The organism is Thioclava sp. JE_KL1, assembly GCF_009296265.1.
In the GTDB taxonomy this organism is placed as follows: domain Bacteria; phylum Pseudomonadota; class Alphaproteobacteria; order Rhodobacterales; family Rhodobacteraceae; genus Thioclava.
Window position 1 is genome coordinate 22,039 of sequence record NZ_WBJS01000007.1, and the last position, 23,507, is coordinate 45,545.

Here is a 23,507-nt window from a genome sequence, read left to right on the forward strand (position 1 = left end):
AACGGGAGGAAACCATGACCTATATTCTGGCAATCGACCAAGGCACCACGTCGTCGCGCGCGATCGTCTTTGACGATGCGCTGCGCCCCGTGGCGAGCGCGCAGCAGGAATTCACGCAGCACTTCCCGCATTCCGGCTGGGTCGAGCATGATGCCGAGGAGATCTGGGAGAGCGTGCTGGCGACCGTGCGCGGTGCGATCGAGAAGGCCGGGGTCGCGGCCTCCGACATCTCCGGCATAGGCATCACCAACCAGCGCGAGACGACGCTGGTCTGGGATCGCGAGAGCGGCAAGCCGATCCACAACGCCATCGTCTGGCAGGACCGCCGCACCGCCGAATTCTGCCGCGAGCTACGCGAGGACGGGTTCGAAGAGACCGTCACCGCGCGCACCGGGTTGATCGTAGACCCGTATTTCTCGGCGACGAAACTGCGCTGGCTTCTGGAAAATGTCGACGGCGCGCGCGAGAAGGCCGAGGCGGGCAAGCTCGCGTTCGGGACCATCGACAGCTGGTTGATCTGGAAACTGACGGGCGGCGCCTCGCATGTCACCGATGCGACCAATGCTGCGCGCACGATGCTCTACGATATCGCCAAGGGCCGCTGGTCGACGACCATCGCTGCCAAGCTCGGCGTGCCGATGGAGATGCTGCCCGAGGTCAAGGATTGCGCCGCCGAGTTCGGCGTCACGCACTCCGATCTCTTCGGTGCGGAAATCCCGATCTTCGGCGTCGCGGGCGATCAGCAGGCCGCCACGGTGGGGCAGGCCTGCTTCAAGCCGGGCATGCTGAAATCGACCTATGGGACCGGGTGCTTTGCGCTGCTCAATACCGGCGATCAGATGGTGCGCTCGGAGAACCGCCTGCTGACGACCATCGCCTACCAGCTCGATGGCAAGGTGACCTACGCGCTCGAAGGCTCGATCTTCGTCGCGGGGGCCGTGGTGCAATGGCTGCGCGACGGGCTGAAGATCATCGAAGCCGCCGATCAAACCCAGGCGCTGGCCGAGCGGTCCGACCCCGAGCAGGACGTCATCATCGTGCCCGCCTTCACCGGTCTCGGCGCGCCTTACTGGAACCCCGATTGCCGTGGTGCGGTCTTCGGCCTGACCCGCAGCTCCGGCCCCGCCGAGTTCGCCCGCGCGGCGCTGGAATCGGTGGGGTTCCAGACCCGCGACCTCTTGGAGGCAATGCAGGCGGACTGGTCCGACGACGCCCGCCCGACCCTGCGCGTCGATGGTGGCATGACGGCCTCCGATTGGGCGATGCAGTTCCTGTCGGACATCCTCGGGGCGCCTGTCGACCGGCCCGAAGTGCTGGAGACGACCGCGCTCGGCGCAGCATGGCTCGCGGGCTACAAGGCGGGGATTTATCCCGAGCCGGAAGAGTTCGCGAAGGGCTGGGCGCTCGATCGCAACTTCGCCCCCGCGATGGACGAGGCCAAACGCGAAGCCCGCTACGCCGAGTGGAAAAAGGCGGTCGCCGCGGCGATCTCGATCACTCAGTAGCAGCCCGAGTGATCTTCGCCCCAGCCGGCGATATAGATCGCAGACGGGGTGCGCCCGTAGCCGCAGACGAAGACATAGACGCCGAAGGGCTGCCCCGCGCGCACCATTTGCGTGAAGCTGCCCCGCGTATCGCCGCCCGCCTCGACCATCGCGGGGATACGCGCCCGCGTGGCGCGATCCGCGAAGACCGGATCAGACTCGTCGCGCGCATCCCTTAGCCCGAAGCGATGATAATTCGCCCGATCCTGCTGCAAGGCCGCGCCGAGAGAGCTCAGGGCCGCGCCCTTCGAATTCCGCATATCCTGCGGGCCGATAAAGGCGGAGTAGGCCGCAATCTGGGTCCAGTCCTGTGCGGCTGACAGGCCGGGAAATCCAATGAACGGCAGGGGGACGATGGCGATAAGACGAAGCAATTGGCGCATGGGAGGGCCTCCGGGCAGAGCGGAAAGGGCAGGGTACGCAATGTCTTGATGCCCGAAATCATGCCAAGGGCTCTCAAATCGCGCAACGATTCTGTGCCCCGCCTGCCAAGCCCTCTCCGACGCCGAGAGAGGGCTTTCCCTTTCGCGCGTTTTGCTCTTTCTTGTCCCGATCCGACCCGAAGACAGGAGCCACCTAATGACCCGCTACCCCCGCGACCTGCGCGGCTATGGCCGCACGACCCCCGATCCGCATTGGCCGGGCGAGGCGCGCGTGGCGATCTCGATGGTGCTGAACTTCGAAGAGGGCGGCGAGAACAACGTCCTGCATGGCGACGCGGCCTCCGAGGCGTTCCTGTCCGATATCGCGGGCGCCGCGCAATGGCCCGGTCAGCGGCACTGGAACATGGAGTCTATCTACGAATACGGCGCGCGCGCAGGCTTCTGGCGGCTGCACCGGCTGTTCACGGGGCTGAACGTGCCGCTGACGATCTATGGCGTCGCGACCGCGCTGGCCCGCGCCCCCGAACAGGTCGCCGCGATGAAAGAGGCGGGCTGGGAAATCGCCTCGCACGGCCTCAAATGGGTCGAGCACAAGGACATGGCGGAAGACGAAGAGCGCCGCCAGATCGTCGAGGCGATCCGCCTGCATACGGAAGTCGTCGGAGAGCGTCCGCGCGGCTGGTATACCGGGCGCTGCTCGCCCAACACGGTGCGGCTGACTGCCGAAGAAGGCGGTTTCGACTGGATTTCCGACACTTATGACGACGACCTGCCCTATTGGCTGGAGGTCGGCACCCGAGATCAGCTCGTGATCCCCTATACGTTGGAGGCCAACGATATGCGCTTCGCCACCGCGCCGGGCTATATCGAAGGCGAGCAGTTCTTCACCTATCTCAAGGATAGCTTCGATACGCTTTATTCCGAAGGGCTGGACGGCGCGCCGAAGATGTTCTCGGTCGGCCTGCATAACCGCCTGATCGGACGGCCTGGCAAGGTGGCGGGGCTGAAGCGCTTCCTCGATTACGCGCTTTCGCATGAGGGCGTCTGGTTTGCGACCCGGGGAGAGATCGCCGCGCATTGGGCTGCGACCCACCCGCATACCCGCCGCGAGCGCCCAAGCCAGATGAGCCGGGAGCGCTTCGTCGAAGCCTTCGGCGGCATCTACGAACATTCGCCCTGGATCGCGCAGCGTGCCTTCGATCTGGAGCTCGGCCCGGCGCATGATTGCCTCGAGGGCGTGGCCTCGGCACTGGCCCGTATGTTCCGCTCGGCGTCGGAGGCCGAACGCCTCGGCGTGCTGACCGCGCACCCCGATCTCGCGGGCAAACTCGCCCAGGCCAAGCGCCTCACCGCCGAGAGCACCTCCGAGCAGGCCAGCGCCGGGCTCGATGCGCTGACCGATGAAGAGCGCGCCACATTCGAAGGGCTCAACACCGCCTATACCGAAAAATTCGGTTTCCCCTTCATCATTGCGGTAAAAGACAATACGAAGGCGTCAATCCTCCACGCCTTCCGCCGCCGGCTTGACCAAGACCGCGAGACGGAATTCCGTGAGGCCTGCAAGCAGGTCGAGCGGATCGCGTGGCATCGCATGAACGCCATGGACCTTTGATGGAATACACCTATTACGCCCCGACGGGCGGTTTGCCCGATCAGAACCAGCGCGCCCGCGAGCGCGCGCAATTCAACACCTCCTACGCGGTGATCCCGCGCGGGGTGCTGTCCGACATCACCATCTCGCTGCTGCCCGGCTGGCAGAATACCCGCGCCTGGGTGCTCGCCCGTCCGCTCTCCGGCTTTGCCGAGACCTTCGCGGAGCTGGTCGTCGAAGTCGCGCCGGGCGGCGGCTCGGACAATCCCGAACCCGACCCCGAGGGCCAAAGCGTGATCTTCGTGCTCGCCGGTCACATCCGCCTCGTGATCGAGGGCGTCGGCCATGAGCTGGACGCGGGCGGCTACGCCTATCTCGCGCCGGGCGCGCAATGGTCGGTCGCCAACGATCAGGACACGCCCGGCACCTTCGTCTGGGTCCGCAAACGGTATGAGCGCGTGCCGGGCATCGACGCGCCGGAAAGCTTCGTCACCGCCGATCAGGACAAACCGCCGCTCGAGATGCCCAACACCTCGGGCTACTGGTCGACCTCGCGCTTCGTCGATCCGAACGACCTGCGCCACGACATGCACGTCAATATCGTGACCTTCATGCCGGGCGGCACCATCCCCTTCGCGGAAACCCATGTCATGGAGCACGGCATCTTCGTGCTGCAGGGCCGGGGCGTCTACCTGCTCAATCAGGACTGGATCGAGGTGGAAGAAGGCGATTTCATGTGGCTGCGCGCCTTCTGCCCGCAAGCCTGCTACGCCGCGGGCCGCCGCCCGTTCCGTTACCTGCTCTACAAGGACGTGAACCGCCACCCGAAGCTTGGCTCGCCCATCTCGGGCTGATCCCCTTTCGGCTTGGTTGAAATATCCCGGGGGTGAGGGGGCAGTGCCCCCTCTCTTCCGCCAGCACCCGGAGCCCCGCGATGCAAATCAAAGCCGAACCGCTGACGCCCGAGGCCTTCGCGCCCTTCGGCGACGTGCTCGACGCCGCAGGCGACCCCGACAAGATCATCAATGCCGGGATGTGCGGGCGCTATCACGACCGCGCGCAGCTCGATTTCGGGGCGGAGACGGGCGGTCGCGCCGGCATTTCGATCTTCAAGGCAGAACCGCGCGCGCTGCCTTATCTCTGCGATCTGCTGGAGCGGCACCCCGAAGGCTCGCAGGCCTTCATTCCGATGAGCGCGGACCCGTTTCTCGTGATCGTCGCCCCCGATGCGGACAGCAAACCCGGCTCGCCGCGCGCGTTTCTCTCCAATGGTGCGCAGGGGATCAACTTCCATCGCGGCACCTGGCACGGGGTGCTGACGCCGCTCGCAGCGCCCGGTCTCTTCGCCGTGGTCGACCGGATCGGCGAGAGCGCGAACCTCGAAGAGCATCCTCTGGACACCCCCTTCACCGTCATCGCCTGACCCTTCGTCAAAGGGGCATGGACACTTCCGCGGAACTTTCCCAAGCTGCGCCAAATCGTTTTGGGGAGGAGCAAGAATGAAAACGCGGATCGCACTTCTGCGCGAAATGGGCAGAGCGCGCCCTTATTCCGACAGCAAGCCGCTGGAGATCGTCGAGGCCGAGCTGGACGATCCCGGCCCGGGTGAGCTGCTCATCAAGATGTCGGCTGCGGGCCTGTGCCATTCGGACCTGTCCGTCATCAACGGCGACCGCCCGCGCGACATGCCCGTGGCGCTGGGCCATGAGGCGGCAGGCGTGGTCGAGGCTGTCGGCCCGTATGTCACCCGCTTCGCGCCCGGCGATCACGTCGTTCTCGTCTTCGCCCCCTCCTGCGGCCATTGCGTGCCCTGCGCCGAGGGGCGGCCTGCGCTTTGCGAGCCTGCAGCGGTCGCGGCGGGCAAGGGTAGCCTGATCACCGGATCGAAACGCATCTCGGTCGCGGGCGAGCATGTGAACCACCATATCGGCGTCTCGGCCTTCTCGGATTACGCAGTCGTCTCCGAGGCGTCCTGCGTGAAGATCGACGAGTCTATCCCGCTCGACCAGGCGGCCCTTCTGGGCTGCGCGGTGCTGACCGGCGTCGGCGCGGTGCTGAACTCGGGCGGGCTGAAGACCGGGCAAAGCTGCGCGATCATCGGGCTTGGCGGCGTCGGCCTCGCGGGGCTTCTGGGCGCGGTCGCGGCGGGCGCGCGCACCATCGTCGCCGTCGATCTTGCAGAGGATAAGCGCGACCTCGCGCTGAAGCTTGGTGCGACCCATGCCATCGACCCGACCGAGGAAGGGGCGGTACAAAAGCTGCGCGACCTCACTGGCGGCGGCGTCGATCTGGCCGTCGAGCTGGCCGGCGCGGCCCCGGCGCTGCAATTCGCCTACTCCATCACCCGGCGCGGCGGCACGACCGTCACGGCGGGCCTGCCCAATCCGCAGGCGGAGTTCAAAATCCCCGCCGTGTCGCTGACCGCGAATGAGCACGCGCTGAAGGGCTCTTACATGGGCTCCTGCGTGCCGGTCCGCGACATTCCGCGCTTCGCGCAGATGATGGTGCAGGGGCAACTGCCGATCCCGGACCTGATGACCCATCGCCTCAAGCTCGAAGACATCAACGAAGGGTTCGAGCGGCTCGCGGCGGGCGAGGCGATCCGGCAGGTCATCGTATTCGACTAAGCGCCGATCTCGGCGCGCAACCAATCGCGGAAGGCGCTGACATGCGGCGCCTCCCGCGCGCGCTCGGGCAGGATCAGCGCGTAATTCTCGCCCGTCGCAAACCGGCGCGGCGTCGCCTGCACCAGCCGCCCCGAGGCCAGCGTCCCTTCCGCGATGATCGCGGGCACCAGCCCCAGCCCCATCCCCGCGCTCGCCGCATCGAGGATCATGTCGAAATGATCGAACCGCGCGCCGCGCAGGATATGCCGCGCATCGCGCCCGCTCTCGCGAAACCAGTCGAGCCAGAGCGTCGGGCGCGTGGATTGCTGCAATAGCGGCAGGGCTAGTAGCGCGTCGTCCTCCAACGCCGCACGCCCCGCCATCAGGTTCGGCGCGGCCACGACGATCAATTCCTCCGCCACCAGATTTTCGACCTCCGCGCCTGCCGGTTCATGCCTTGAGCGCATGATCGCCAGATCGAAGGGCTCATGCTCGAACTCCACCGGCAGCAGCCGCGCGCTCAGATCGAGGCTCACCTCCGGCTGCGCGGCCTCGAACCCCGCCAGCCGCGGGATCAGCCACGAGCGCGCGAAGCTCGGCAGCACAGCCATGCGCAGCACCGCCCGCGCACCTCCGAAAGCCATCGCCCCCATCGCGGCGCGGTCGATCTGGCGCAGAATTTCCTCTGCCTGCGCCAGAAAAACCTGACCCGCAGGGGATAGAGACAGCCGCTTGCGCACCCGGTCGAACAGTGCCACGCCCAGCCGTTCTTCCAACGTCCCGAGGGAGCGCGACACCGCCGATTGCGTCAGGTTCAACTCCGCCGCCGCCCGTGTCGTCGTGCCCAAGCGCGCACAGGCGGCGAAGGCCTGCAGCTCGTTGATCGTCGGGGTATAGCTCTTGCGCATGGTCGCGAGGGTGCTCCGCTGTGGTTCGCTGGATCATGCGCAAAACTCATCATCTTCGCAAATTTAATCGTTTGCGCCGCGCGCCCCGATGCCTAGAGTCCGACGCAACCAAAGATAGCCTCCGAGGACCCGCCATGACCGACCGCCCCACGCTCAAAGCCAAGGACGCCCCCGATCTGGGCAAGTTCACCTGGGACGACGCGCTGCGTCTGGAAACCCAGCTGAGCGAAGATGAACGGATGCTGCGCGATGCGGCCCGTGCTTATGCGCAGGACAAGCTGCAGCCGCGCGTGATCGAGGCCTTCGAGAATGAGACCACCGACCCCGCGATCTTCCGCGAGATGGGCGAGATGGGCCTCTTGGGCGCGACCATCCCCGAGGAATATGGCGGGATCGGCGCGGGCTATGTCTCCTACGGCCTGATCGCGCGCGAAATCGAGCGCGTCGACAGCGGCTACCGCTCGATGATGTCGGTGCAATCCAGCCTCGTGATGTATCCGATCTACGCCTATGGCTCGGAGGAGCAGCGCCAGAAATATCTGCCGAAGCTGGCCTCGGGCGAGTGGATCGGCTGTTTCGGCCTGACCGAACCCGACGCGGGCTCGGACCCGGCGGGCATGAAGACCCGCGCCGAGAAGACCGACAGCGGCTACCGCCTCACCGGCTCGAAAATGTGGATCACCAACTCGCCGATCGCGGATGTCTTCGTCGTCTGGGCGAAGTCCGAAGCCCATGGCGGAAAGATTCGCGGCTTCGTGCTGGAGAAGGGCATGAAGGGGCTGAGCGCGCCGAAGGTCGGGCAGAAGCTGTCGCTGCGCGCCTCGATCACCGGCGAGATCGTCATGGACGGCGTCGAGGTCGGCGAAGACGCGCTGCTGCCGCATGTCGAGGGACTGAAAGGTCCGTTCGGCTGCCTCAACCGCGCGCGCTACGGCATCGCCTGGGGTGTGATGGGCTCGGCCGAGTTCTGCTGGCACGCCGCGCGCCAATACGGGCTCGACCGCAAACAGTTCAACAAGCCGCTGGCGCAGACGCAGCTCTTCCAGAAGAAGCTCGCCGATATGCAGACAGAGATCACGCTGGGCCTGCAAGCCGCGCTGCAGGTGGGCCGCTTGATGGACGCAGCCGACGCCGCGCCCGAGATGATCTCGCTCATCAAGCGCAACAATTGCGGCAAGGCGCTGGATATCGCGCGGATGGCCCGCGACATGCATGGCGGCAACGGGATTTCGGGCGAGTTTCAGGTAATCCGCCACATGGTCAACCTCGAGACGGTGAACACCTACGAGGGCACCCATGACGTCCACGCGCTGATCCTGGGCCGTGCGCAGACGGGCCTGCAGGCCTTCTTCTGATGGCCCCGCTGGAAGGTGTGAAAGTCGTCGAGCTGGCGCGCATTCTGGCCGGTCCCTGGGCCGGTCAGGTGCTCGCTGACCTCGGCGCGGACGTTATAAAGGTCGAGGCGCCCGAAGGCGACGATACGCGTCGTTGGGGCCCGCCCTTCATCGCCCGCGAAGGCGACGGGCCCGAGGGCCGCTCGGCCGCCTATTTCCACGCCACCAATCGCGGGAAGATTTCGGTCGTGGCCGATTTTCGCACCGAGGAGGGCCAGAAGATCGTGCGCGATCTGGTCAAGGACGCCGATGTGGTGATCGAGAACTTCAAGCTCGGCGGCCTCAAGAAATACGGGCTCGATTACGAGAGCCTTTCGGCGATCAATCCGCGTCTCGTCTATTGCTCGATCACCGGTTTCGGGCAGGACGGCCCCTATGCCAGCCGCGCGGGCTATGACTTCCTGATCCAGGGCATGGCGGGCTGGATGGACCTGACCGGCGACCCGCAAGGCCAGCCGCAAAAGGTGGGCGTCGCCTTCGCCGACATCTTCACCGGGCTTTACGCGGTGATCGGCATTCAGGCGGCGCTGGCCGCGCGGGCGCGCACCGGACGCGGGCAGATGGTCGATATGGCGCTTTTGGATTGCGCGGTGGGCGTGCTCGCCAATCAGGGGATGAACTTCCTCGCGACCGGCAATGCGCCGCAGCGTCTGGGCAATGCGCATCCCAACATCGCGCCCTATGAGGTTGTCAGTGCCAAGGATGGCGATCTGATCCTCGCTGTCGGCAATGACGGGCAGTTCCGGCGGCTTTGCGAAGTGCTGGGCCTCGACCTTGCAACCAACCCGGACTTCGCCACGAATGAGGCCCGCGTCGCCAATCGCGCAGCGATGCGCGAAACGCTCCTGCCCGCGCTCGCGCATTGGCAGCGCGCCGATCTGCTCGCCGCGCTCGAAAAGGCGACGGTCCCCGCGGGGCCGATCAACTCCGTCGATCAGGTCTTCGCCGACCCGCAGGTTGAGGCGCGGGGGATGCGGATCGAGGCCGAGGGCATCCCAGGTATCCGCACGCCGATCCGCTTTTCGGACACGCCGCTTGCCGATCCGAAACCCGCCCCGAAACTAAAGGTCGACTAGCCTCTTCCTCTTGGTGGAAATATCCCGGGGGGCGCGTCAGCGCGGGGGGCAGCGCCCCCTCCCGACTTCAGTTTTGCACGCGAGCGCGTGCGGGCGTCACCCGTTACAAGCCAGTGTCAGCGCAATCGGGATATTGTCCGGTCCGCCATGCACATCCGGTTGATTGATCGACACGTTCGGCACGCAAGTCGCGCCGTCGGCCAACCCCCGGATCACCACCGGGTTGGATTTCACCGGCACCAGTCCGGTCAGGTTCTCGGGGTCATACATCTCGATGCGCAGATCGTTCGGGTTCTCGGCTTGGGGCAGGGCGAGCGCGAAGGCCATCGTGACGGCCCCATCCTTCACCATCGCCTGAAAACCGTAGATCTGCGGGTCGGGCAGTTGCTCGGCCCCTTTCCAGAACCGGGTGTAGAAGAACGAGCCTTCCGAATTCTGCTTCGCCGCGTCTTGCAGCGGCGCAAGCTCGTCTCCGGTGAAAGCCCCGTCGCCATTCTTGTCGAAGGTCTGGATTAGCCAGTCCGAAACGGTCGGGTCGAAAGTCCAGCTTTCGCCGATATGGGTGACCTTGCCGCTCTCCATGCCGACGAGCAGGCGGATCAGGATTTCGTCTTCCGGGTGCGCTGCGGCCAATCCCGGCGCGAGTCCGATCAGGGCGGCGAGGGCGAAAACGGCACGGCGGAGGGCGGCGCGGCGGATCATGGCTGGAAATCCGGTTTCTTGGTACCCGGCGGGGCGGCGGGCGGTGGCGCGCCAAAGCTCGGGAAGGCATCGGCCTCGGGCACGGCGGCATCTGCGGCGGGCGCGTTCTCGGAGGCCGCGGTCGAGGGATCGGCATTCTTCGGCTTCAGCTTGCCACCCATCAGCGCGACCCCGCCATAAAGGAGCCCGATCGCGACCAGCCAGCTGCCGACGATCCTGCCCGCGATCTCGAACCAGCGCGCCTGCCAGCTGCGCAGTACCAGATAGACCGCGCCGATCAGCCAGACTCCCAACCCGATCCCGGCGAGGAAGACCCACGGTTTTCCGCCATAGCTCGGGTCGGACAGCTTCACCGAGAGCGCATACATCACCCCCAGAACAAAGCCCGCAGGCGCGATCAGCGCGGGCCGCGACCACCGCCCCAATGCGAGCGTCGCGCCGATGGCGATGGCCGAGATCGGCATGGTCAGGAAGTGATGCGTAATCGCGCCGGGAAGTTGTTGCAACGCGGCCATCAGCTCGATGCGGAAGGTGAAGCCGAGCGCGATCCCGACCGCCCAAAGGAGCGCCGCGATCAGCGCCGCGCGCCGCCCGACCAAGGCCAGCGCGATCCCGAAGCCAAACAGTGGGAACAGCCGCTCGAGCGCGACCGCGTCGCGGATCAGCCATGCGCCGGTCTCGCCGCGGTCTGCGGGCGGGATCACCGCCAGAACGATCAGGGCGGTCAGCCCGGCCAGCACCCAGAGGTGACGCAGCCAGCCGAGACCGGAACGGTTATGCGATGCATCAATGGCCAAAGAGGCGTAACCCACCTTGCAGGAACCCGAGCTGAGATTGCAGGTAACCCAGCGCCAGCGCAAGGAAGCCGAGCCCGACCACCGCTATGATCGCACCCAGCCCGCGCGAAAGCTGGCCGCCCCGGATCGGCTCCAGCACGAGGCCCACGCCGACGCCGATCACGTGGATCATCCCGGTCGCCAACACGAAGCCGATCGCAAAATCGGCCGGGTCGGCGGCCAGCGGCAGTTCCGCCCCATGCGCATAGCCGTGATAGAGCGCGAAGACCGAGATGATCGCCAGCGCGACCCATTCGTAGGGTTTCCACCCGGCGGCGATGGCGAGGCCGAGCACCACGATCGACAAGGCGATCCCGATCTCGATCCCCGGCAACGGCAGGCCGAGAATGCCGATCACGCCGCCCACGACCATGATAAGCGGAAAGGTCACCGGCAATTGCCAGACCTGCCGCCCGCCCATCTGCGCGCCCCAAAGACCCACGGCGAACATCGCGAGGAAATGGTCATAGCCCGAGAGCGGATGCTCGAACCCCGCGGTGAACCCGCCCGAGCCGGTCGCGGTGATATGGGCGGCGGCCACCTGCGGCAGCATCAAGGCGACAAGGCCCGCGAAGGCGGCGAGGCGGCGATGGATCATGCGATGGTTCTCTGTCCCGTGATTGTTGGGCGGCATCTTCCGGATCGGGACGCGAAACTCAAGGCGGCAAATAGCTCACCGCGTCTCACCATCGATTGAAGGGGCCGGGCGCGCGCTCAGCCCGCGCCGAGCAGGGCGGAGATCTGATAGGTCGCGAAGGCCGCGAGATAGGCCAGCGCGAACATGTAGACCACGGCGACCCACATCCATTTCGCCGAGCCTGCCTCGCGCCGGATCACCGCCAGCGTGGAGATGCATTGCGGCGCGAAGATATACCATGCGAGGAGCGCCAGCGCGGTGCCGAGGCTCCACTGATCGGAAAGCGTGTGGATCAGCCCGTTCTCGCCGCCTACCGCGTAGACCGTCGCGAGCCCGGCCACGGCGACTTCGCGCGCGGCCATGCCCGGCACCAGCGCCACGGCGATATGCCAGTCGAAGCCCAACGGATGCAGGATCGGGGCGACGAAATGGCCGATGATCGCGGCGAAGGAATAGTTGATTGCGGGCTCTGTCGCGCCTTCTGGGGCCATCGGGAAGGTCGACAGGAACCAGATCACGACCATCGCCCAGAAGATCACCGTGCCCGCGCGGCGCAGGAAGACCCGCGCACGCTGGTAAAGCCCCAGCGCGATATTGCGCAGGATCGGCGTTTTGTAGTCGGGCAGGTCGAGCATCAGCGGGGCCGACCGCTCTTCGCGGGCGAAAAGGTAGCGCGCGACGAAAGCCACCGCGAGGACCGAGAAGACGCCCGCCGCATAAAGGCCGAACATCACCAGTCCTTGCAGGCTCAGCCCGCCGAGGACTTTCGTGTTCGGGATGAAGGCCGCGATGATCAGCGTATAGACGGGAATGCGCGCCGAGCAGGTCATCAGGGGCGCCACGAGGATCGTCGTCAGCCGGTCGCGTTTATTGTCGATCACCCGCGCGGCCATGATGCCGGGGATCGCGCAGGCGAAGCTCGATAGAAGCGGGATGAAAGCGCGCCCGTTCAGCCCCGCGCGGCCCATGATCCGGTCCATCAGGAAGGCGGCTCGCGCCATGTAGCCGAAATCTTCCAGCAGCAGGATGAAGAGGAAGGTGAACAGGATCTGCGGCAGGAAGATGATGACCGAGCCGATGCCCGCGATCAGCCCGTCCGCGATGAAGCTCTGGATCAGCCCGTCCGGCAGCAGCTGCGTCACCGCCGCGCCAACGGAGGTAAACGCCCAGTCGATCGCGTCCATGAACGGCGCGGCCCAGGAGAAGACTGCCTGGAACATCACGAAGAGAATTGCGAGCAGGATGATCGGCCCGGCGATCGGGTGCAGCACGACGCGGTCGATCTTGGCGGACACCGTGTCCGGCTCTGGCGGCTGGATCACATGGGTCTTCACCAGCCGTTCGGCCTCGCGCATCGAGACCCGCATGTCATGGGTGCTCGGCACGGCCCAGCTCGAGGGTTGCGGTGCGTCGAGACCGGCTTCCAGCATCGGATCCACGGCGGACCACAGTTCGTCCAGCCCGCCTCGGCGCACGGCGGTCGCCGGGATCACCGGGATGCCCAGTTCCTCGCTCAGCGCGACATGGTCGATCTGCAACCCGCGATGGCGCGCGATATCGATCATGTTGAGGATCATCACGATCGGCAGGCCGATTTTCTTCAGTTCCGAGACCAGACGCAGCGCGCCGCGCAGGTTGGTCGCATCGCCCACCGCGAGGATCATGTCGGGGACACGCTCGCCCGGGCGCTGGCCCAGCAGGACGTCGCGGGTCACTTCCTCATCGGGGGAGCGGGCGCGCAAGGAATGGGTACCGGGCAGGTCGATCAGGGCGAACTTGCGGCCCGCAGGCGTGGTGGCCACGCCGACTTTGCGCTCCACGGTCACGCCGGAATAGTTGCCGACCTTCTGGGTCGCGCCGGTCATCGCGTTGAACAGTGCCGTCTTGCCGCAATTGGGCGCACCGACAAGCGCCGCCTCGATCGGCTGGGCGTCGGGGTCGGTCTGGGCTGCTTTGGGCTGGTTTATGGCAGGTGCCGACGTCATTCCGCGAGGATGGCCATCGCCTCGGCACGCCGCAGAGCGACGGTGGTGTCGTTCACGCGCACCGCAATCGGATCGCGTCCGAACGGACCTTCGTGAAGGATGTGGACCGAAGCGCCCTCGATGAAGCCAAGCTCCAGCAGGCGCAGCTCCAACTCGTCCGCGTCATAGCCGTCATTCCCGGCGAGCGGGCAGACCGATACCAGAGTGCCCCGGAACCCACGACGGCACTGGCCAAGCGGCAGCGCGCATTTGCAGGTTTCGTTCTCGATAGGGCTGGCCTTCATGAGGGCACCTCCGTGATGGGTCGCGAGTTGGTCTTCGCTTCCTACAGATTGGAGATAGTCTGGAAATTGATCTCTGACAAATGAAGTCTGGTATTTTCCCGCCTTCGTGATCGATTATTTTAGTCAGGAATTTAGAAGGACTCTAAATTGTAGGATAAGTACCTGAAAAGATTGTTTTCACATGGAAAGGCGCCGCCCCCTCCGGAGCGACGCCTTCAGCCCGGTTTTCCGCCGGATCGACCCCTCAATGCTCGCGGAAAGCGCGGTTCATCGAATCCACCACCGGTTTCGCGATGTATTGGGCGAAGGTTCGCGACGCGGTCTGGATCATCACTTCGACCGGCATCCCGGGCATCGGCGCGAAGCCCGGCACCCGGCGCAGTTCCGAGGCGGGCAGGCGGATGCGCGCGATATAGACCTCGCGCGGATGCTCTCCCGAGCGCTCCACGATCGCGTCGGCGGAGATGTAATAGACCTCTCCGATCAGGATGGGCGTCGTACGCTGGTTGAGCGCCGAAAGCCGCACCGAGGCCTCCTGTCCGACCTTGATCGCGTCGATATCGGTACGTGCGATCATCGTCTCGATGATGAGCGGCGCTTCCGAGGGCAGGATCTCGGCGATCACCTTGCCCGCTTCGATGACCCCGCCCGCACCCGAATAGTTCAGACGCACCACGGTGCCGGAAACGGGGCTGTCGATCACGACGCGCTTCAGGATGGAGGTGGCCTTGCGCTCTTGTTCGCGCACGGAATCCAGCTCCGCCTGCACGGTCTCCAGCTCGTCGAGCGCGGCCTGCTTGTGGGTTTCGATCGTCTGCGTGGTCTGCGCCTGATATTTCGCGCGCATCTCCTCGCTCTCGCCGATCTCCGCCTTGAGGCGTCCGATCTGCCCTTCCGCATCTGCCAGAGCGCGCAGCAGGGCGTTCAGTTCGGTCCGCCGGATCAGGCCGCTCTCGTAGAGTTTCGCCTTGCTCTCATGGTCCTGGGCCAGCAGGTCGCGCTGAGCCTCGGTGGCGGTCAGCTGCGCGCGATAGCCTTCCGCGCGGCTTTCCATGGCGGCGATGTTGCGGGCCAGAAGGTCCAGCTCGCTTTGTACCTTCGCCCGTGTCACCTCGAAGGCGAGGCGCTGCGAGTCCATCATCGCGGCGATCTCCGCATCGCGCCGGGCCTCTTGAAGCCAATCCGGGAAGACCAATTCGCGCCAGCCGTCATATTCGGCCTGAATTCGAGCCTCCATCGAAGTCAGTCGCGCACGGCGCAGAAACAGTGCGCGTTCGTTGGCCAGAGCCGAGGTTTCGTCGAGACGCAGGAGCGGTTGCCCCGCCATGACGAAATCGCCCTCGGAGACGTTGATCTCCTTGATGATCCCGCCTTCGAGGTGCTGGATCATCTTGTTGCGGCCCGTGGCCACGAACGAGCCCGGCGCCATCACGGCGGCGGCGAGCGGTGCGCTGAAGGCCCAGACACCGAAGCCTCCGAAGGCCATCGCGAAGATCGTCAGGCCGACGATGACGAGCGTCTTGATGTTGCGCGGGACCTCGGTCGACCAGTCGCGGGTCTCGGCAGATTGAATCGGGTTGGTCAGAAGGAGTGTCATGCCGGCGCTCCTTGCATGGGTGCGTTGGCGGTCGTGGTGGGTTGGGCCGCTGCGCGCTGTTGCTGGACCTGTTGAGTCTTGGCCTGCTTGCGCCGCTCCAGTTCGGCCAGCATCTGATCGCGCCAGCCGAACATCGCTATATTGCCGTCATTGAGCAGCATGATCTTGTCGACCGCGCTGAGCAGCGAGGGTTTCTGCGTGACCACGACCACCGTGATCCCGTTCGCCTTCGCATGGCCGAGCGCGCGCACGAGAGCCGCATCGCCTTGGGTGTCGAGGTTCGAGTTCGGCTCGTCCAGCACCACGAATTTCGGATCGCCGAAGAAGGCGCGGGCCAGACCGATCCGCTGCTTCTGCCCGCCCGAGAGCGGCGAGCCGTCGGAGGCCACGACCGTCTCGTAGCCCTGCGGCAGCGAGGCGATCATCTCATGCACATCGGCGAGCGCGGCGGCGCGGTGGATCGCGGCGTCGCTCGCATCCTCGCGCATCCGGGCGATGTTTTGCTTGATCGTGCCCGGGAAGAGCTGCACGTCCTGCGGCAGATAGCCGATGCATTCCCCGAATTGCCGCGGGTCCCAGTTGCGGATGTCCATCAGATCCAGCCGCACTGCCCCCGAGGTCGGCAGAACCGATCCCACCAGCATCTTGCCGAGCGTCGTCTTGCCCGCACCCGAATTGCCGATGATCGCCAGCTGATCGCCCGGCGCGAGCGAGAAGGTCAGCGCGTTCAGCACGACATGCTTGGTGCCCTGCGGAACATAGAGGAGACGCTCGATATCGAGCCGCCCCTCGACCTTGGGCAGGCGCAGCTTGTCGTTACGGGTCTTGGCCGAGGCCAGAAGCTGGCCGACCCGGTCATAGGCGCCGCGTGCCAGCAGGAACGAGTTCCAGCCCTCGATCGCCCCTTCGATCGGCGCGAGCGCGCGGCCCGCCACGATCGAGGCGGCGATCACCATGCCACCGGTGATCTGCCCGTCGAGCGCGAGATAGGCGCCCCAGCCGAGCATTCCGATCTGGGTGAACAGGCGGAACATCCGCGAGGCGGAGGCGGTGAAGACGTTGCGGTCCTGCGCCTCGGTCTGTGCGCGCAGCGAGGCGGCGGTATCGCGGCCCCAGATCGACACGGCCTCGGGGATCATCGCCATCGCGTTGATGATCTGGCTGTTGCGCGACATCGACTCGAGATGAAGGTTCGCCTTGGTCTGCGCGATATTGGCGCGGCGGAAGCCCTCCGAGGTGATCTTCTGGTTGATCCAGGCGAAGACCATCAGGATCAGCGCGGTGATCACCACGATCGTCCCGAGATGCGGGTGGATCAGGAAGACTGCGAGCACGAAGATCGGTGTGAAGGGCACGTCCAGAAAGGACAGAAGCGTGCCAGATACGAGGAAGCTCCGCAGCGCGTTGAGATCGCCCAGAACCTGATATTCGCGCCCGTTGGAATGCAGCGAGGCCTGCGCCGCCGCCGACAGGACCGGCGCGCCGAGACGGGCTGCTACATCCACCGCCGAGCGCATCAGCACCAGCCGGCGCACCGCGTCGAGCAGCGTCTGCACCACGATCGCCCCGACGATCACGATGGTCAGCATCACCAGCGTATCGGTCGAGCGCGAGGTGAAGACCCGGTCGGAAATCTGGAACAGGTAGATCGGCACCGCGAGGATAAGGATGTTCGTGGCGCAGGTCATCAGAGCGACGAAGGCAATGTTCGCGCGCAGGCGCTTCTTCATGTCATGCAGTGTTCGGGTGAAATCCACCGGACCGAGGCGCTTGTGAAAGGTTGGAGTGGAGGGTGGCGCCGGTGGGGAGCCGGAGGCATTTTGCGCGGGGACACGACCCGCCTCCTTTTGGGTGTCAGCACCACCCTCCGTCCGGGCGGCGACTGTTTCGACAGTCCCCTCCGCGCCGGTCTCTTCGGCTTGCGTCTCCGCCTCGGGACCGTCTCCCGTGGTGGCGTCCGCCTGCCGTTTGTCTGTCGGATCGACCTCTGGCCGGTCCTCGTTCTGAGCCATCGCGTCATGACCATCTTGGCGGTGCGCCTGCCCCCCGGCGGCGTCGTCAGTCCTGTCTTTCATCGAAGTTCCCCTAGTATGTGTAGTTCCGCGCCCTCGTCAGGCCAGAACCGTGTGCAATGCATCGAGCGACCCGCTTCCCCCGTGGGACCCCGGATGCACCTGGAATTCCTCATCGTCGTAATTCGGCGTGTTCTCGATCATCCCGTCCGCGAGGAAGGCGACTGCCTCCGAGGCGAGCGCCCCTTCGCTGGAACTCGTCGGACCCAGAGGATCACCGCTGCCGTCATCCATCATGCCCGCCTGCCAGATCACCGCGTCGGAATAGACGCCATCGGCGGCCATGATCGTGCTGTCGACACCCGCGACGGTCAGCGAGGCGACATTGCCAAGCGTGTTGCCGCCAGCCTCGACGCCGAACTCGCCCGGCCCGTCGATCGAAATCAGGTCGGCGTCATCGAGAATGTTGATCTGGGTGAAGTTGTCCCGGATGACGAGGTCGCCCTCGATATAGAGCACCCGCAGCGCCATCTGGCCGCCGAGAAGCTCATCGCCCAGAAGCCCTTCGACCGCGTCGAAGGCCGCGCCCGGAGGCATCGAACCGTCTTCGCCCGCGTTAGGACCGAGGCCGCCGTAAATCTTGGCAAGCTGGTCGAGGACGCTCTGATATTGCGCGTCCATCTCCATGTACTGGTCGATGCCCACCTTGGTCAGATGCGCCTCGTTCCACAGAAGGTTATCCTCGCTCGACACATGGCCCGCGCCGCCATGCCCGACGCCGCCCGATCCGCTCATCACCAGATCGTCGTCGAGCAGCACGTTGATCTGCTCGAGCTGCGCGATCTCGTACATGTTGCCGCCGATCATGATCAGATCGAACTGCGAACCGATTTCCAGCAGCAGCTGCAGATTGACGGTCGAGTTGTCGCCCATCACGATCTCGGCGGAATAGGAGCCGAATTCGAAGCTCACCAGATCCCCGTCGGAGACCGCGTTTACCTGCGTCGTATGGTTGTCGATGATCAGGTCGCCGCGAATTGCCGTCATCGCGATCAGGCTGCTGCCAGCCGGCATAACGAGATTGAGGAAGTTCGCGGGATTGGCTTCTTGGGTGTAGACCGCGACGTTGTGAGCCTGCGAGGAGAGCGGGTCATAGCCCTCCGCGTTTCCGAGGCCGTTCCCGCCAGCGCTGTTTCCGGTGCCGTGATGGCCCAGTCCGAGCTTCATATCCACGTCGCGCAGCACGTTGACCTGCGAGATCACCGAGAGCGAGGTCATCGACCCGCCCACTGCGATGACCGGCGCATCGAGCCAGTCATGCACCGCCTGCGACTGGTTCAGCAGAAGGTTGTTGCCGGTGCTCAGGCTCTGCACGATTTCCAGCGCCAAGCCAGCCGGATCAACGGGCATGTCGGGGCTTTGGACCAGCCCGGCCGCACCGTCTTCGCCGCCGATCCCGTCGATCTCGACCTCGACCACACCTTCGCCAAACGGTGCGTCCTCATCCTCAGACGGATCGCGCGCTTCCAGCCGCAGCGTCAGCGTCTCGGGCATCTCGTCCATGAGCTGTCCGTCGAACACCACTTGGCCGGAGAAGGCGGGCGGAAGGGGGGAGGAGGCTTCCGCTTCACCGTCTTCGAGGCTTTCGTTTTCCAGCTCGGTCATGCTTTCAGGATCGGAAGCGCCCGCTCCTGCTTCGTCTTCCACATCGGTGTCGGTGGGCGCGGCGAAGATCGTCTCGCTGCGGAACATCGCAGCCGTTGCGCCGCCGGGCACGGCCTCGGGATCGAGCGCGTCGATCTGGGCCATCAGTGTCTCTGTCTGCGCTTCGATGGTCGTGCCCACAGGCGCGGTGTTCACCGTCAGCGCATCGGCATAATCGGCCAGCGCCATCAGCTTCGACGCGGAGGCCTCCGGGCCGTATTCGTCCATCAGCTCCGCCGGCATCATGAAGGGCTTGTCGTAGAGCACGTCATGATCGTTCAGCGTGTTGATCTGCGAGGTGATGTGGAGCACCGAGGAGGGCGGGGCCATTCCGAGAAACACCTGAAACGGCACCGGAACTGGCGGAAAATCATAGGGCGGGATCGCGAACTGGCCGGGCGGCAACCCGGGCGGTGCGATGTCGCGCAACTGATAATCGTCGACGAAGGGCAGCCAGGGCGCGCCGGGCGGCGGCGCCAGTGGCAGTCTCAGCTGCAGCGACGGATCGAAATCTCCGAGCAGGTAATTTGAATCGACGTTTACAGTGACGGAGAGCAGAACCCCCGGTGCAGGCGTGGAGGCCTGCAGCGCGCGGAAAGCGTCGTATTCCTGTCGGGCGACATAGGTCTCGGTCGTCTGATTGAAGGCACCGATGAAATGGGCGATGATTTCGGTCTGCCGGTCAAGCATCTTACTTCCCCCCTTCATGACGCTGGAGACCCGCGCTTGGATGCGGGTCGTCAGACTGTCGGTTCATCGCATCGGGCGGGCGAATGCCGCCGAGGTCAGGTCCGGGCGTGATGCGATGTGAAACGCCGGGAACGAGATGCGGCGCGCCTCCGGGAGAGGCGCGCCGCGCAGGAGCTTATGCCCCGGTGGTGTCGTCGTCGCCGATATAGGTCGAGGACAGCGAGCCACCGACCACGGTGGTATCCACGGCGTTGCCGAGGATGTTGGCACCCATCACGATCGACTGGTTGAACGCGGTGGTGTCGATGGCCGCGCTCGCATCGGCGTAGGACTGGCCGGTGACGATACCATCATCGCCATTGCCCGAGCCCCAGTTGCCGAGGCTGCCGCCATTGCCGCCGCCGCCTGCGGTGACATCGCCACCGCCGTTACCGCCGCCAGCATAGCCGCCCGTTGCCCAGGAACCGCCGCCCGAGGCGTGCGAACCGGTCGAGGACCAGCCGTAGCCGTCGCCGCCAGCACCGCCGTTGCCGCCTTCACCGGCGCCGAGGCCCATACCATGGCCGACGCCCATCGAGCCTGCGGTCGCGCCGCCGAACTCCATCGCACCGGCATCGCCGCCCGTCGCCAGTTCCGGCGAAATGATCGGAAGGATGTCCAGGCTGCCCGTGTCGCCGCCGCCAGCGATCGCACCGGCGCCGCCGTCTTGCGCTGCGGCACCCGAGGCGCCCACACCCAGCCCGACGCCGAGACCGAAGCCTGCGCCGCCGTCACCGCCGTCATCGCCTTCACCCTCGGTGTCCGAGGCCGCGATCGACACGCCGCCGCCCGACAGGGCGATACCGCCACCGGCAAGTGCAGCGCCACCGGTCGAGCCGACATCTTCGGCACCGTCGCCGCCTTCGGAGGCCGCGTCGATCCCGTCATCCGCCTCTGCCGAATTGTCCTTGATCGTAGCGTCGACCGCGAAACTCGAGTGGTTGGAAACGCTCGGATTGCTCAGCGTATCGTTGTCGTTCAGGCTGTTCGACTGAGCGTTGATGAGCATGTTGTCGTTACCCGTGCCGTTGAGCACGTCGGTAAAGTTCATGTCATCGCCGGGATCATAGGCGTAGTTCATGTTGCCATCGGCCATCAGAACATCGCCGATTTTCGACGAGCCGCTCAGATCGAAATCGGCAAAGTCGTCATCGGACGGCTCGTAGCCGTCGAGGTTCAGACCGACCTGAACATCGACCGCAGTCAGGTTGGCGTTGAGGTTCGCATTGGCGTTGAGGTTGCCATTGCCGTTCATATTCGTGTTGTCGCTGGAGCTATGAGCGCCAGCCCCTGCATGCGAACCGCTATGCGAGCCGGAATCGCTGTTCGAGCCGGAGCCCGCATGCGCACCGGCACCGGCACCCGACATCGCGCCCGAACCCGCAAGGCTGCCAGCGCCCGATCCCGCCAGCGAACCGGAGTCGCTGCTGTTCTCGGTGGTCGAGTGCTGGTACTGGCCCTGGCCCTGGCCCTGACCCTGCATTTCGGCCTGCGCCTGGCCCTGAGCTTCGGTCTGGCCCTGATTTTGACCCTGCACCTGGATGCTCGGATCGAACCAGTTATGCTTAAAGCTTCCCATTTTCTTACTCCCAGTTGATCGGTCCGGGATCCGTCACTCTGTCTAAAACGGATATGGTCGGACCTTCGTGATTAAGGGCTTTCGCCCCGGTGAATGTCCGCTTCCCCAACCGCTCGGCACCCCGATCCCGATCCCCGAATCGAGCGATTCGCAGGTGGGTCACCCTTTCCGGGCGGAGTGTGGAAACAGACGAGTCACAGCCCCCAGCTGCGACACCAACATCCTGCGCCCCGTGATCCTGAGGACCTAGCTAGCAAATGGGTCTAGCCGGTCGGGGCATCTTATTAACCGCCTGAAACGCATCCATTTTCCAAATTTCCGCGCGCAGCCACCTGCGGAATCCCGGAGGATTGCGGTGATTTTCACAAAGCCGTTGCAAATGCAGAAATTGGGACAAGGTCTAGTGGCGAAGCTAATGCGCGCTACCACTGGCGCGCGCCAGTAAGTGCCGCAGCGCAGAAATCCCACCACTCGCCCGCCGATTCGAGTAAGATTACGTTACGTAAGAGAATCCTTACCATCGGGTAAACACTTCGGGTAACGCTGATCTCACTGGTCCGTGATATGGTTGATGCGGGCGGTATGACGTGGGGTTAACCGTCCGCATATTGAGTTCAGGGTAGGAGGAGGGGGCCGCCATGAATGCGTTGTATAAGAGTGAACCCGCGGGGAAACGTGTAATGCCGTCTTGCCGCAAACAGGATGCTGCGATCTGTTTTCTGGGCGCGTCGCAGATTTTTTCCGATACCGTATTGAGAACCGTCGATGCCGAGGTGGCACCGGCGACATGTCTGCGTCTGGATGATTTCGAAACGTTGCTCGAGGCGTTGCGGTCCGACGGTTGGATCGAGGATCACGGCGCGCTCTGTTCGCTTATCGTGGACGAGGATCACGCCGATGGTCTCGTCGCGCTGGCGGAACGCCGGGAGCCGCTTCTGTCGCGCGTGAAGCTGATCGTCGCGATCGAAGACGAGGCCTATGCGCAGGATCTGATGACGCGCCATAGCGCTGCGATCCTGTCCCATCACATCAGTCTGCTGCCGATGAACGTCAATCTGACGACGTGGCTCTTGATCCTGCGGATGATCGTCTCGGGGGGGCATTATATCCCGCCCGCGCTTCTGCGCTGCCGTCCGGCAGATCCACCGATCTCTGCGCTGAACGGATCGGCTGCAGCCAACGCGTCGCATGCGATCGACGTATCGGGTCTGACGCCGCGCGAAGCCGAGGTGCTCGAGATGCTCGCCTCGGGGCAGCCCAACAAGATCATCGCGGGGCAGCTGAACCTGTCCGAACATACGGTGAAGCTGCATATTCACCGCATCATCGGCAAGCTCGGCGTGACCAACCGCACCGAGGCGGCGATCTGGTATCACCGAAATCGAAGTGCCTAAGGACCCGCCCACGCCAACGGAGATGCGCCCGCCGAATTTCGATCAATTCCTGATGCAGATCGGGCGCATCAACTACGCGTGGACCAACACCGAGAGCCTGCTGATCCATCTGATCGCGGGCCTCGCCGGGACCGACAAGGGCGTCGCTACGATCATCCATCTGACGCTGAACACGACGCGGGCGCGGCTCGATCTGGTGGATCGGTTGGCCAAGCGTGACGAATGCCCCTGTGCGCCGAAGGCCTGCGAACGGGTGCTGGCGGTGTCCGCGCGGATGAAGAAGGTCTCGGGGCTGCGCAATCATTTCAACCACTGCCTCTACGCCTTCGACGAGGGCGGCGGGCCGGTGCGCGCAATCCAGATGCGGATTGCGGATCGCAAGACCAGTCTGAGGATTGGAGAAGAAAGCGTTCTGGACAGCGCGACGCTTGCCGAGTTGGAAGCTGCGCTTGCCGAAATGCAGGCGATCAATGCCGAGATCTGGGCGATCGCCAAGGACTATGGAATGCCGCTGTAAAGCGGGCAGAGGGCGGTTGAAGATACGCC

20 protein-coding genes are annotated in these 23,507 nt (G+C 65.0%); 9 read left to right on the forward strand and 11 right to left on the reverse strand.

Going from position 1 to position 23,507, the window contains the following annotated elements; all coding sequences use genetic code 11:
- Nucleotides 1–14 precede the first annotated feature (14 nt).
- A complete protein-coding gene (gene glpK, locus F8R15_RS14150; protein WP_152845023.1) occupies nt 15–1,505 on the forward strand; it encodes a glycerol kinase GlpK in 1,491 nt (496 codons plus the stop codon).
- Here glpK and F8R15_RS14155 read toward each other — a convergent pair.
- Nucleotides 1,499–1,927 carry a hypothetical protein gene (locus tag F8R15_RS14155; protein ID WP_152845024.1) on the reverse strand — a complete coding sequence of 143 codons (429 nt, stop codon included), beginning with the start codon at nt 1,925–1,927 and terminating at the stop codon, nt 1,499–1,501. The genes glpK and F8R15_RS14155 overlap by 7 nt on opposite strands.
- A 196-nt stretch (nt 1,928–2,123) precedes the next feature.
- Between F8R15_RS14155 and puuE the strand changes: the two genes are divergently transcribed.
- The 4 genes from puuE (at nt 2,124) to F8R15_RS14175 (ending at nt 6,145) form a co-directional block, all read left to right on the forward strand.
- Nucleotides 2,124–3,539 (forward strand): allantoinase PuuE, encoded by a 1,416-nt coding sequence (gene puuE / locus F8R15_RS14160; protein WP_152845025.1) that lies wholly within the window; start codon nt 2,124–2,126, stop codon nt 3,537–3,539.
- The gene (locus tag F8R15_RS14165; RefSeq protein WP_078540358.1) at nt 3,539–4,372 is read left to right on the forward strand and encodes a bifunctional allantoicase/(S)-ureidoglycine aminohydrolase; all 834 of its coding nucleotides are present in this window, start codon (nt 3,539–3,541) and stop codon (nt 4,370–4,372) included. Before puuE ends, F8R15_RS14165 begins: the two co-directional genes overlap by 1 nt.
- Before the next feature lie 80 nt (nt 4,373–4,452).
- On the forward strand, nt 4,453–4,941 hold the full coding sequence (locus tag F8R15_RS14170) for an ureidoglycolate lyase (protein ID WP_152845026.1): 489 nt from the start codon (nt 4,453–4,455) through the stop codon (nt 4,939–4,941).
- A 76-nt stretch (nt 4,942–5,017) separates the two neighbouring features.
- Nucleotides 5,018–6,145 carry a zinc-dependent alcohol dehydrogenase family protein gene (locus tag F8R15_RS14175; protein ID WP_152845027.1) on the forward strand — a complete coding sequence of 376 codons (1,128 nt, stop codon included), beginning with the start codon at nt 5,018–5,020 and terminating at the stop codon, nt 6,143–6,145.
- On the opposite strand, the gene F8R15_RS14180 is transcribed toward F8R15_RS14175, so the two are convergent.
- Nucleotides 6,142–7,032 (reverse strand): LysR substrate-binding domain-containing protein, encoded by an 891-nt coding sequence (locus F8R15_RS14180; protein ID WP_152845028.1) that lies wholly within the window; start codon nt 7,030–7,032, stop codon nt 6,142–6,144. The genes F8R15_RS14175 and F8R15_RS14180 overlap by 4 nt on opposite strands.
- A gap of 134 nt (nt 7,033–7,166) precedes the next feature.
- Here F8R15_RS14180 and F8R15_RS14185 point away from each other — a divergent pair, with 134 nt between their 5' ends.
- Nucleotides 7,167–8,387, forward strand: coding sequence for an acyl-CoA dehydrogenase (locus F8R15_RS14185; protein ID WP_152845029.1), 1,221 nt, complete (start codon nt 7,167–7,169; stop codon nt 8,385–8,387).
- A complete protein-coding gene (locus F8R15_RS14190) occupies nt 8,387–9,502 on the forward strand; it encodes a CaiB/BaiF CoA-transferase family protein (protein WP_152845030.1) in 1,116 nt (371 codons plus the stop codon). The genes F8R15_RS14185 and F8R15_RS14190 overlap by 1 nt, the downstream gene beginning before the upstream one ends.
- A gap of 96 nt (nt 9,503–9,598) precedes the next feature.
- Here F8R15_RS14190 and F8R15_RS21495 read toward each other — a convergent pair whose 3' ends face one another.
- From F8R15_RS21495 to F8R15_RS14230, 9 genes are all read right to left on the reverse strand, one after another.
- Complete coding sequence (locus tag F8R15_RS21495; RefSeq protein ID WP_172976231.1) at nt 9,599–10,204, reverse strand: DUF1007 family protein; 606 nt, start codon at nt 10,202–10,204, stop codon at nt 9,599–9,601.
- On the reverse strand, nt 10,201–11,001 hold the full coding sequence (locus F8R15_RS21500; protein ID WP_172976232.1) for a hypothetical protein: 801 nt from the start codon (nt 10,999–11,001) through the stop codon (nt 10,201–10,203). The genes F8R15_RS21495 and F8R15_RS21500 overlap by 4 nt, the downstream gene beginning before the upstream one ends.
- Nucleotides 10,991–11,638: a HupE/UreJ family protein gene (locus tag F8R15_RS14200; RefSeq protein ID WP_152845032.1), complete on the reverse strand. Its 648-nt coding sequence runs from the start codon at nt 11,636–11,638 to the stop codon at nt 10,991–10,993. Before F8R15_RS14200 ends, F8R15_RS21500 begins: the two co-directional genes overlap by 11 nt.
- A gap of 116 nt (nt 11,639–11,754) precedes the next feature.
- Nucleotides 11,755–13,662 (reverse strand): ferrous iron transporter B, encoded by a 1,908-nt coding sequence (locus F8R15_RS14205; RefSeq protein ID WP_078540349.1) that lies wholly within the window; start codon nt 13,660–13,662, stop codon nt 11,755–11,757.
- The gene (locus F8R15_RS14210) at nt 13,659–13,946 is read right to left on the reverse strand and encodes a FeoA family protein (RefSeq protein ID WP_078522079.1); all 288 of its coding nucleotides are present in this window, start codon (nt 13,944–13,946) and stop codon (nt 13,659–13,661) included. The genes F8R15_RS14205 and F8R15_RS14210 overlap by 4 nt, the downstream gene beginning before the upstream one ends.
- A gap of 244 nt (nt 13,947–14,190) precedes the next feature.
- A complete protein-coding gene (locus F8R15_RS14215) occupies nt 14,191–15,543 on the reverse strand; it encodes an HlyD family type I secretion periplasmic adaptor subunit (protein ID WP_152845033.1) in 1,353 nt (450 codons plus the stop codon).
- Complete coding sequence (locus tag F8R15_RS14220; protein WP_152845034.1) at nt 15,540–17,618, reverse strand: type I secretion system permease/ATPase; 2,079 nt, start codon at nt 17,616–17,618, stop codon at nt 15,540–15,542. Before F8R15_RS14220 ends, F8R15_RS14215 begins: the two co-directional genes overlap by 4 nt.
- A gap of 36 nt (nt 17,619–17,654) precedes the next feature.
- A complete protein-coding gene (locus tag F8R15_RS14225; protein ID WP_152845035.1) occupies nt 17,655–19,949 on the reverse strand; it encodes a hypothetical protein in 2,295 nt (764 codons plus the stop codon).
- Nucleotides 19,950–20,124: 175 nt separating this feature from the next.
- Entirely contained in the window at nt 20,125–21,567 is a 1,443-nt protein-coding gene (locus F8R15_RS14230; protein WP_152845036.1) for a hypothetical protein, read from the reverse strand.
- 680 nt (nt 21,568–22,247) lie between these two features.
- Here F8R15_RS14230 and F8R15_RS21805 point away from each other — a divergent pair.
- Both F8R15_RS21805 and F8R15_RS14240 read left to right on the forward strand, forming a co-directional pair.
- Nucleotides 22,248–22,961, forward strand: a complete 714-nt coding sequence (locus tag F8R15_RS21805) for a response regulator transcription factor (RefSeq protein WP_253732639.1) — start codon at nt 22,248–22,250, stop codon at nt 22,959–22,961.
- Nucleotides 22,954–23,478, forward strand: a complete 525-nt coding sequence (locus F8R15_RS14240; protein ID WP_368731053.1) for a hypothetical protein — start codon at nt 22,954–22,956, stop codon at nt 23,476–23,478. The genes F8R15_RS21805 and F8R15_RS14240 overlap by 8 nt, the downstream gene beginning before the upstream one ends.
- Nucleotides 23,479–23,507 lie beyond the last annotated feature (29 nt).

Bases quoted from the DNA above. Each gene is read 5' to 3' on its own strand.
- glpK (WP_152845023.1), top strand. From the start codon at position 15: ATGACCTATATTCTGGCAATCGACCAAGGCACCACGTCGTCGCGCGCG.
- F8R15_RS14155 (WP_152845024.1), bottom strand. From the start codon at position 1,927: ATGCGCCAATTGCTTCGTCTTATCGCCATCGTCCCCCTGCCGTTCATT.
- puuE (WP_152845025.1), top strand. From the start codon at position 2,124: ATGACCCGCTACCCCCGCGACCTGCGCGGCTATGGCCGCACGACCCCC.
- F8R15_RS14165 (WP_078540358.1), top strand. From the start codon at position 3,539: ATGGAATACACCTATTACGCCCCGACGGGCGGTTTGCCCGATCAGAAC.
- F8R15_RS14170 (WP_152845026.1), top strand. From the start codon at position 4,453: ATGCAAATCAAAGCCGAACCGCTGACGCCCGAGGCCTTCGCGCCCTTC.
- F8R15_RS14175 (WP_152845027.1), top strand. From the start codon at position 5,018: ATGAAAACGCGGATCGCACTTCTGCGCGAAATGGGCAGAGCGCGCCCT.
- F8R15_RS14180 (WP_152845028.1), bottom strand. From the start codon at position 7,032: ATGCGCAAGAGCTATACCCCGACGATCAACGAGCTGCAGGCCTTCGCC.
- F8R15_RS14185 (WP_152845029.1), top strand. From the start codon at position 7,167: ATGACCGACCGCCCCACGCTCAAAGCCAAGGACGCCCCCGATCTGGGC.
- F8R15_RS14190 (WP_152845030.1), top strand. From the start codon at position 8,387: ATGGCCCCGCTGGAAGGTGTGAAAGTCGTCGAGCTGGCGCGCATTCTG.
- F8R15_RS21495 (WP_172976231.1), bottom strand. From the start codon at position 10,204: ATGATCCGCCGCGCCGCCCTCCGCCGTGCCGTTTTCGCCCTCGCCGCC.
- F8R15_RS14200 (WP_152845032.1), bottom strand. From the start codon at position 11,638: ATGATCCATCGCCGCCTCGCCGCCTTCGCGGGCCTTGTCGCCTTGATG.
- F8R15_RS14205 (WP_078540349.1), bottom strand. From the start codon at position 13,662: ATGACGTCGGCACCTGCCATAAACCAGCCCAAAGCAGCCCAGACCGAC.
- F8R15_RS14210 (WP_078522079.1), bottom strand. From the start codon at position 13,946: ATGAAGGCCAGCCCTATCGAGAACGAAACCTGCAAATGCGCGCTGCCG.
- F8R15_RS14215 (WP_152845033.1), bottom strand. From the start codon at position 15,543: ATGACACTCCTTCTGACCAACCCGATTCAATCTGCCGAGACCCGCGAC.
- F8R15_RS14220 (WP_152845034.1), bottom strand. From the start codon at position 17,618: ATGAAAGACAGGACTGACGACGCCGCCGGGGGGCAGGCGCACCGCCAA.
- F8R15_RS14225 (WP_152845035.1), bottom strand. From the start codon at position 19,949: ATGCTTGACCGGCAGACCGAAATCATCGCCCATTTCATCGGTGCCTTC.
- F8R15_RS14230 (WP_152845036.1), bottom strand. From the start codon at position 21,567: ATGGGAAGCTTTAAGCATAACTGGTTCGATCCGAGCATCCAGGTGCAG.
- F8R15_RS21805 (WP_253732639.1), top strand. From the start codon at position 22,248: ATGCCGTCTTGCCGCAAACAGGATGCTGCGATCTGTTTTCTGGGCGCG.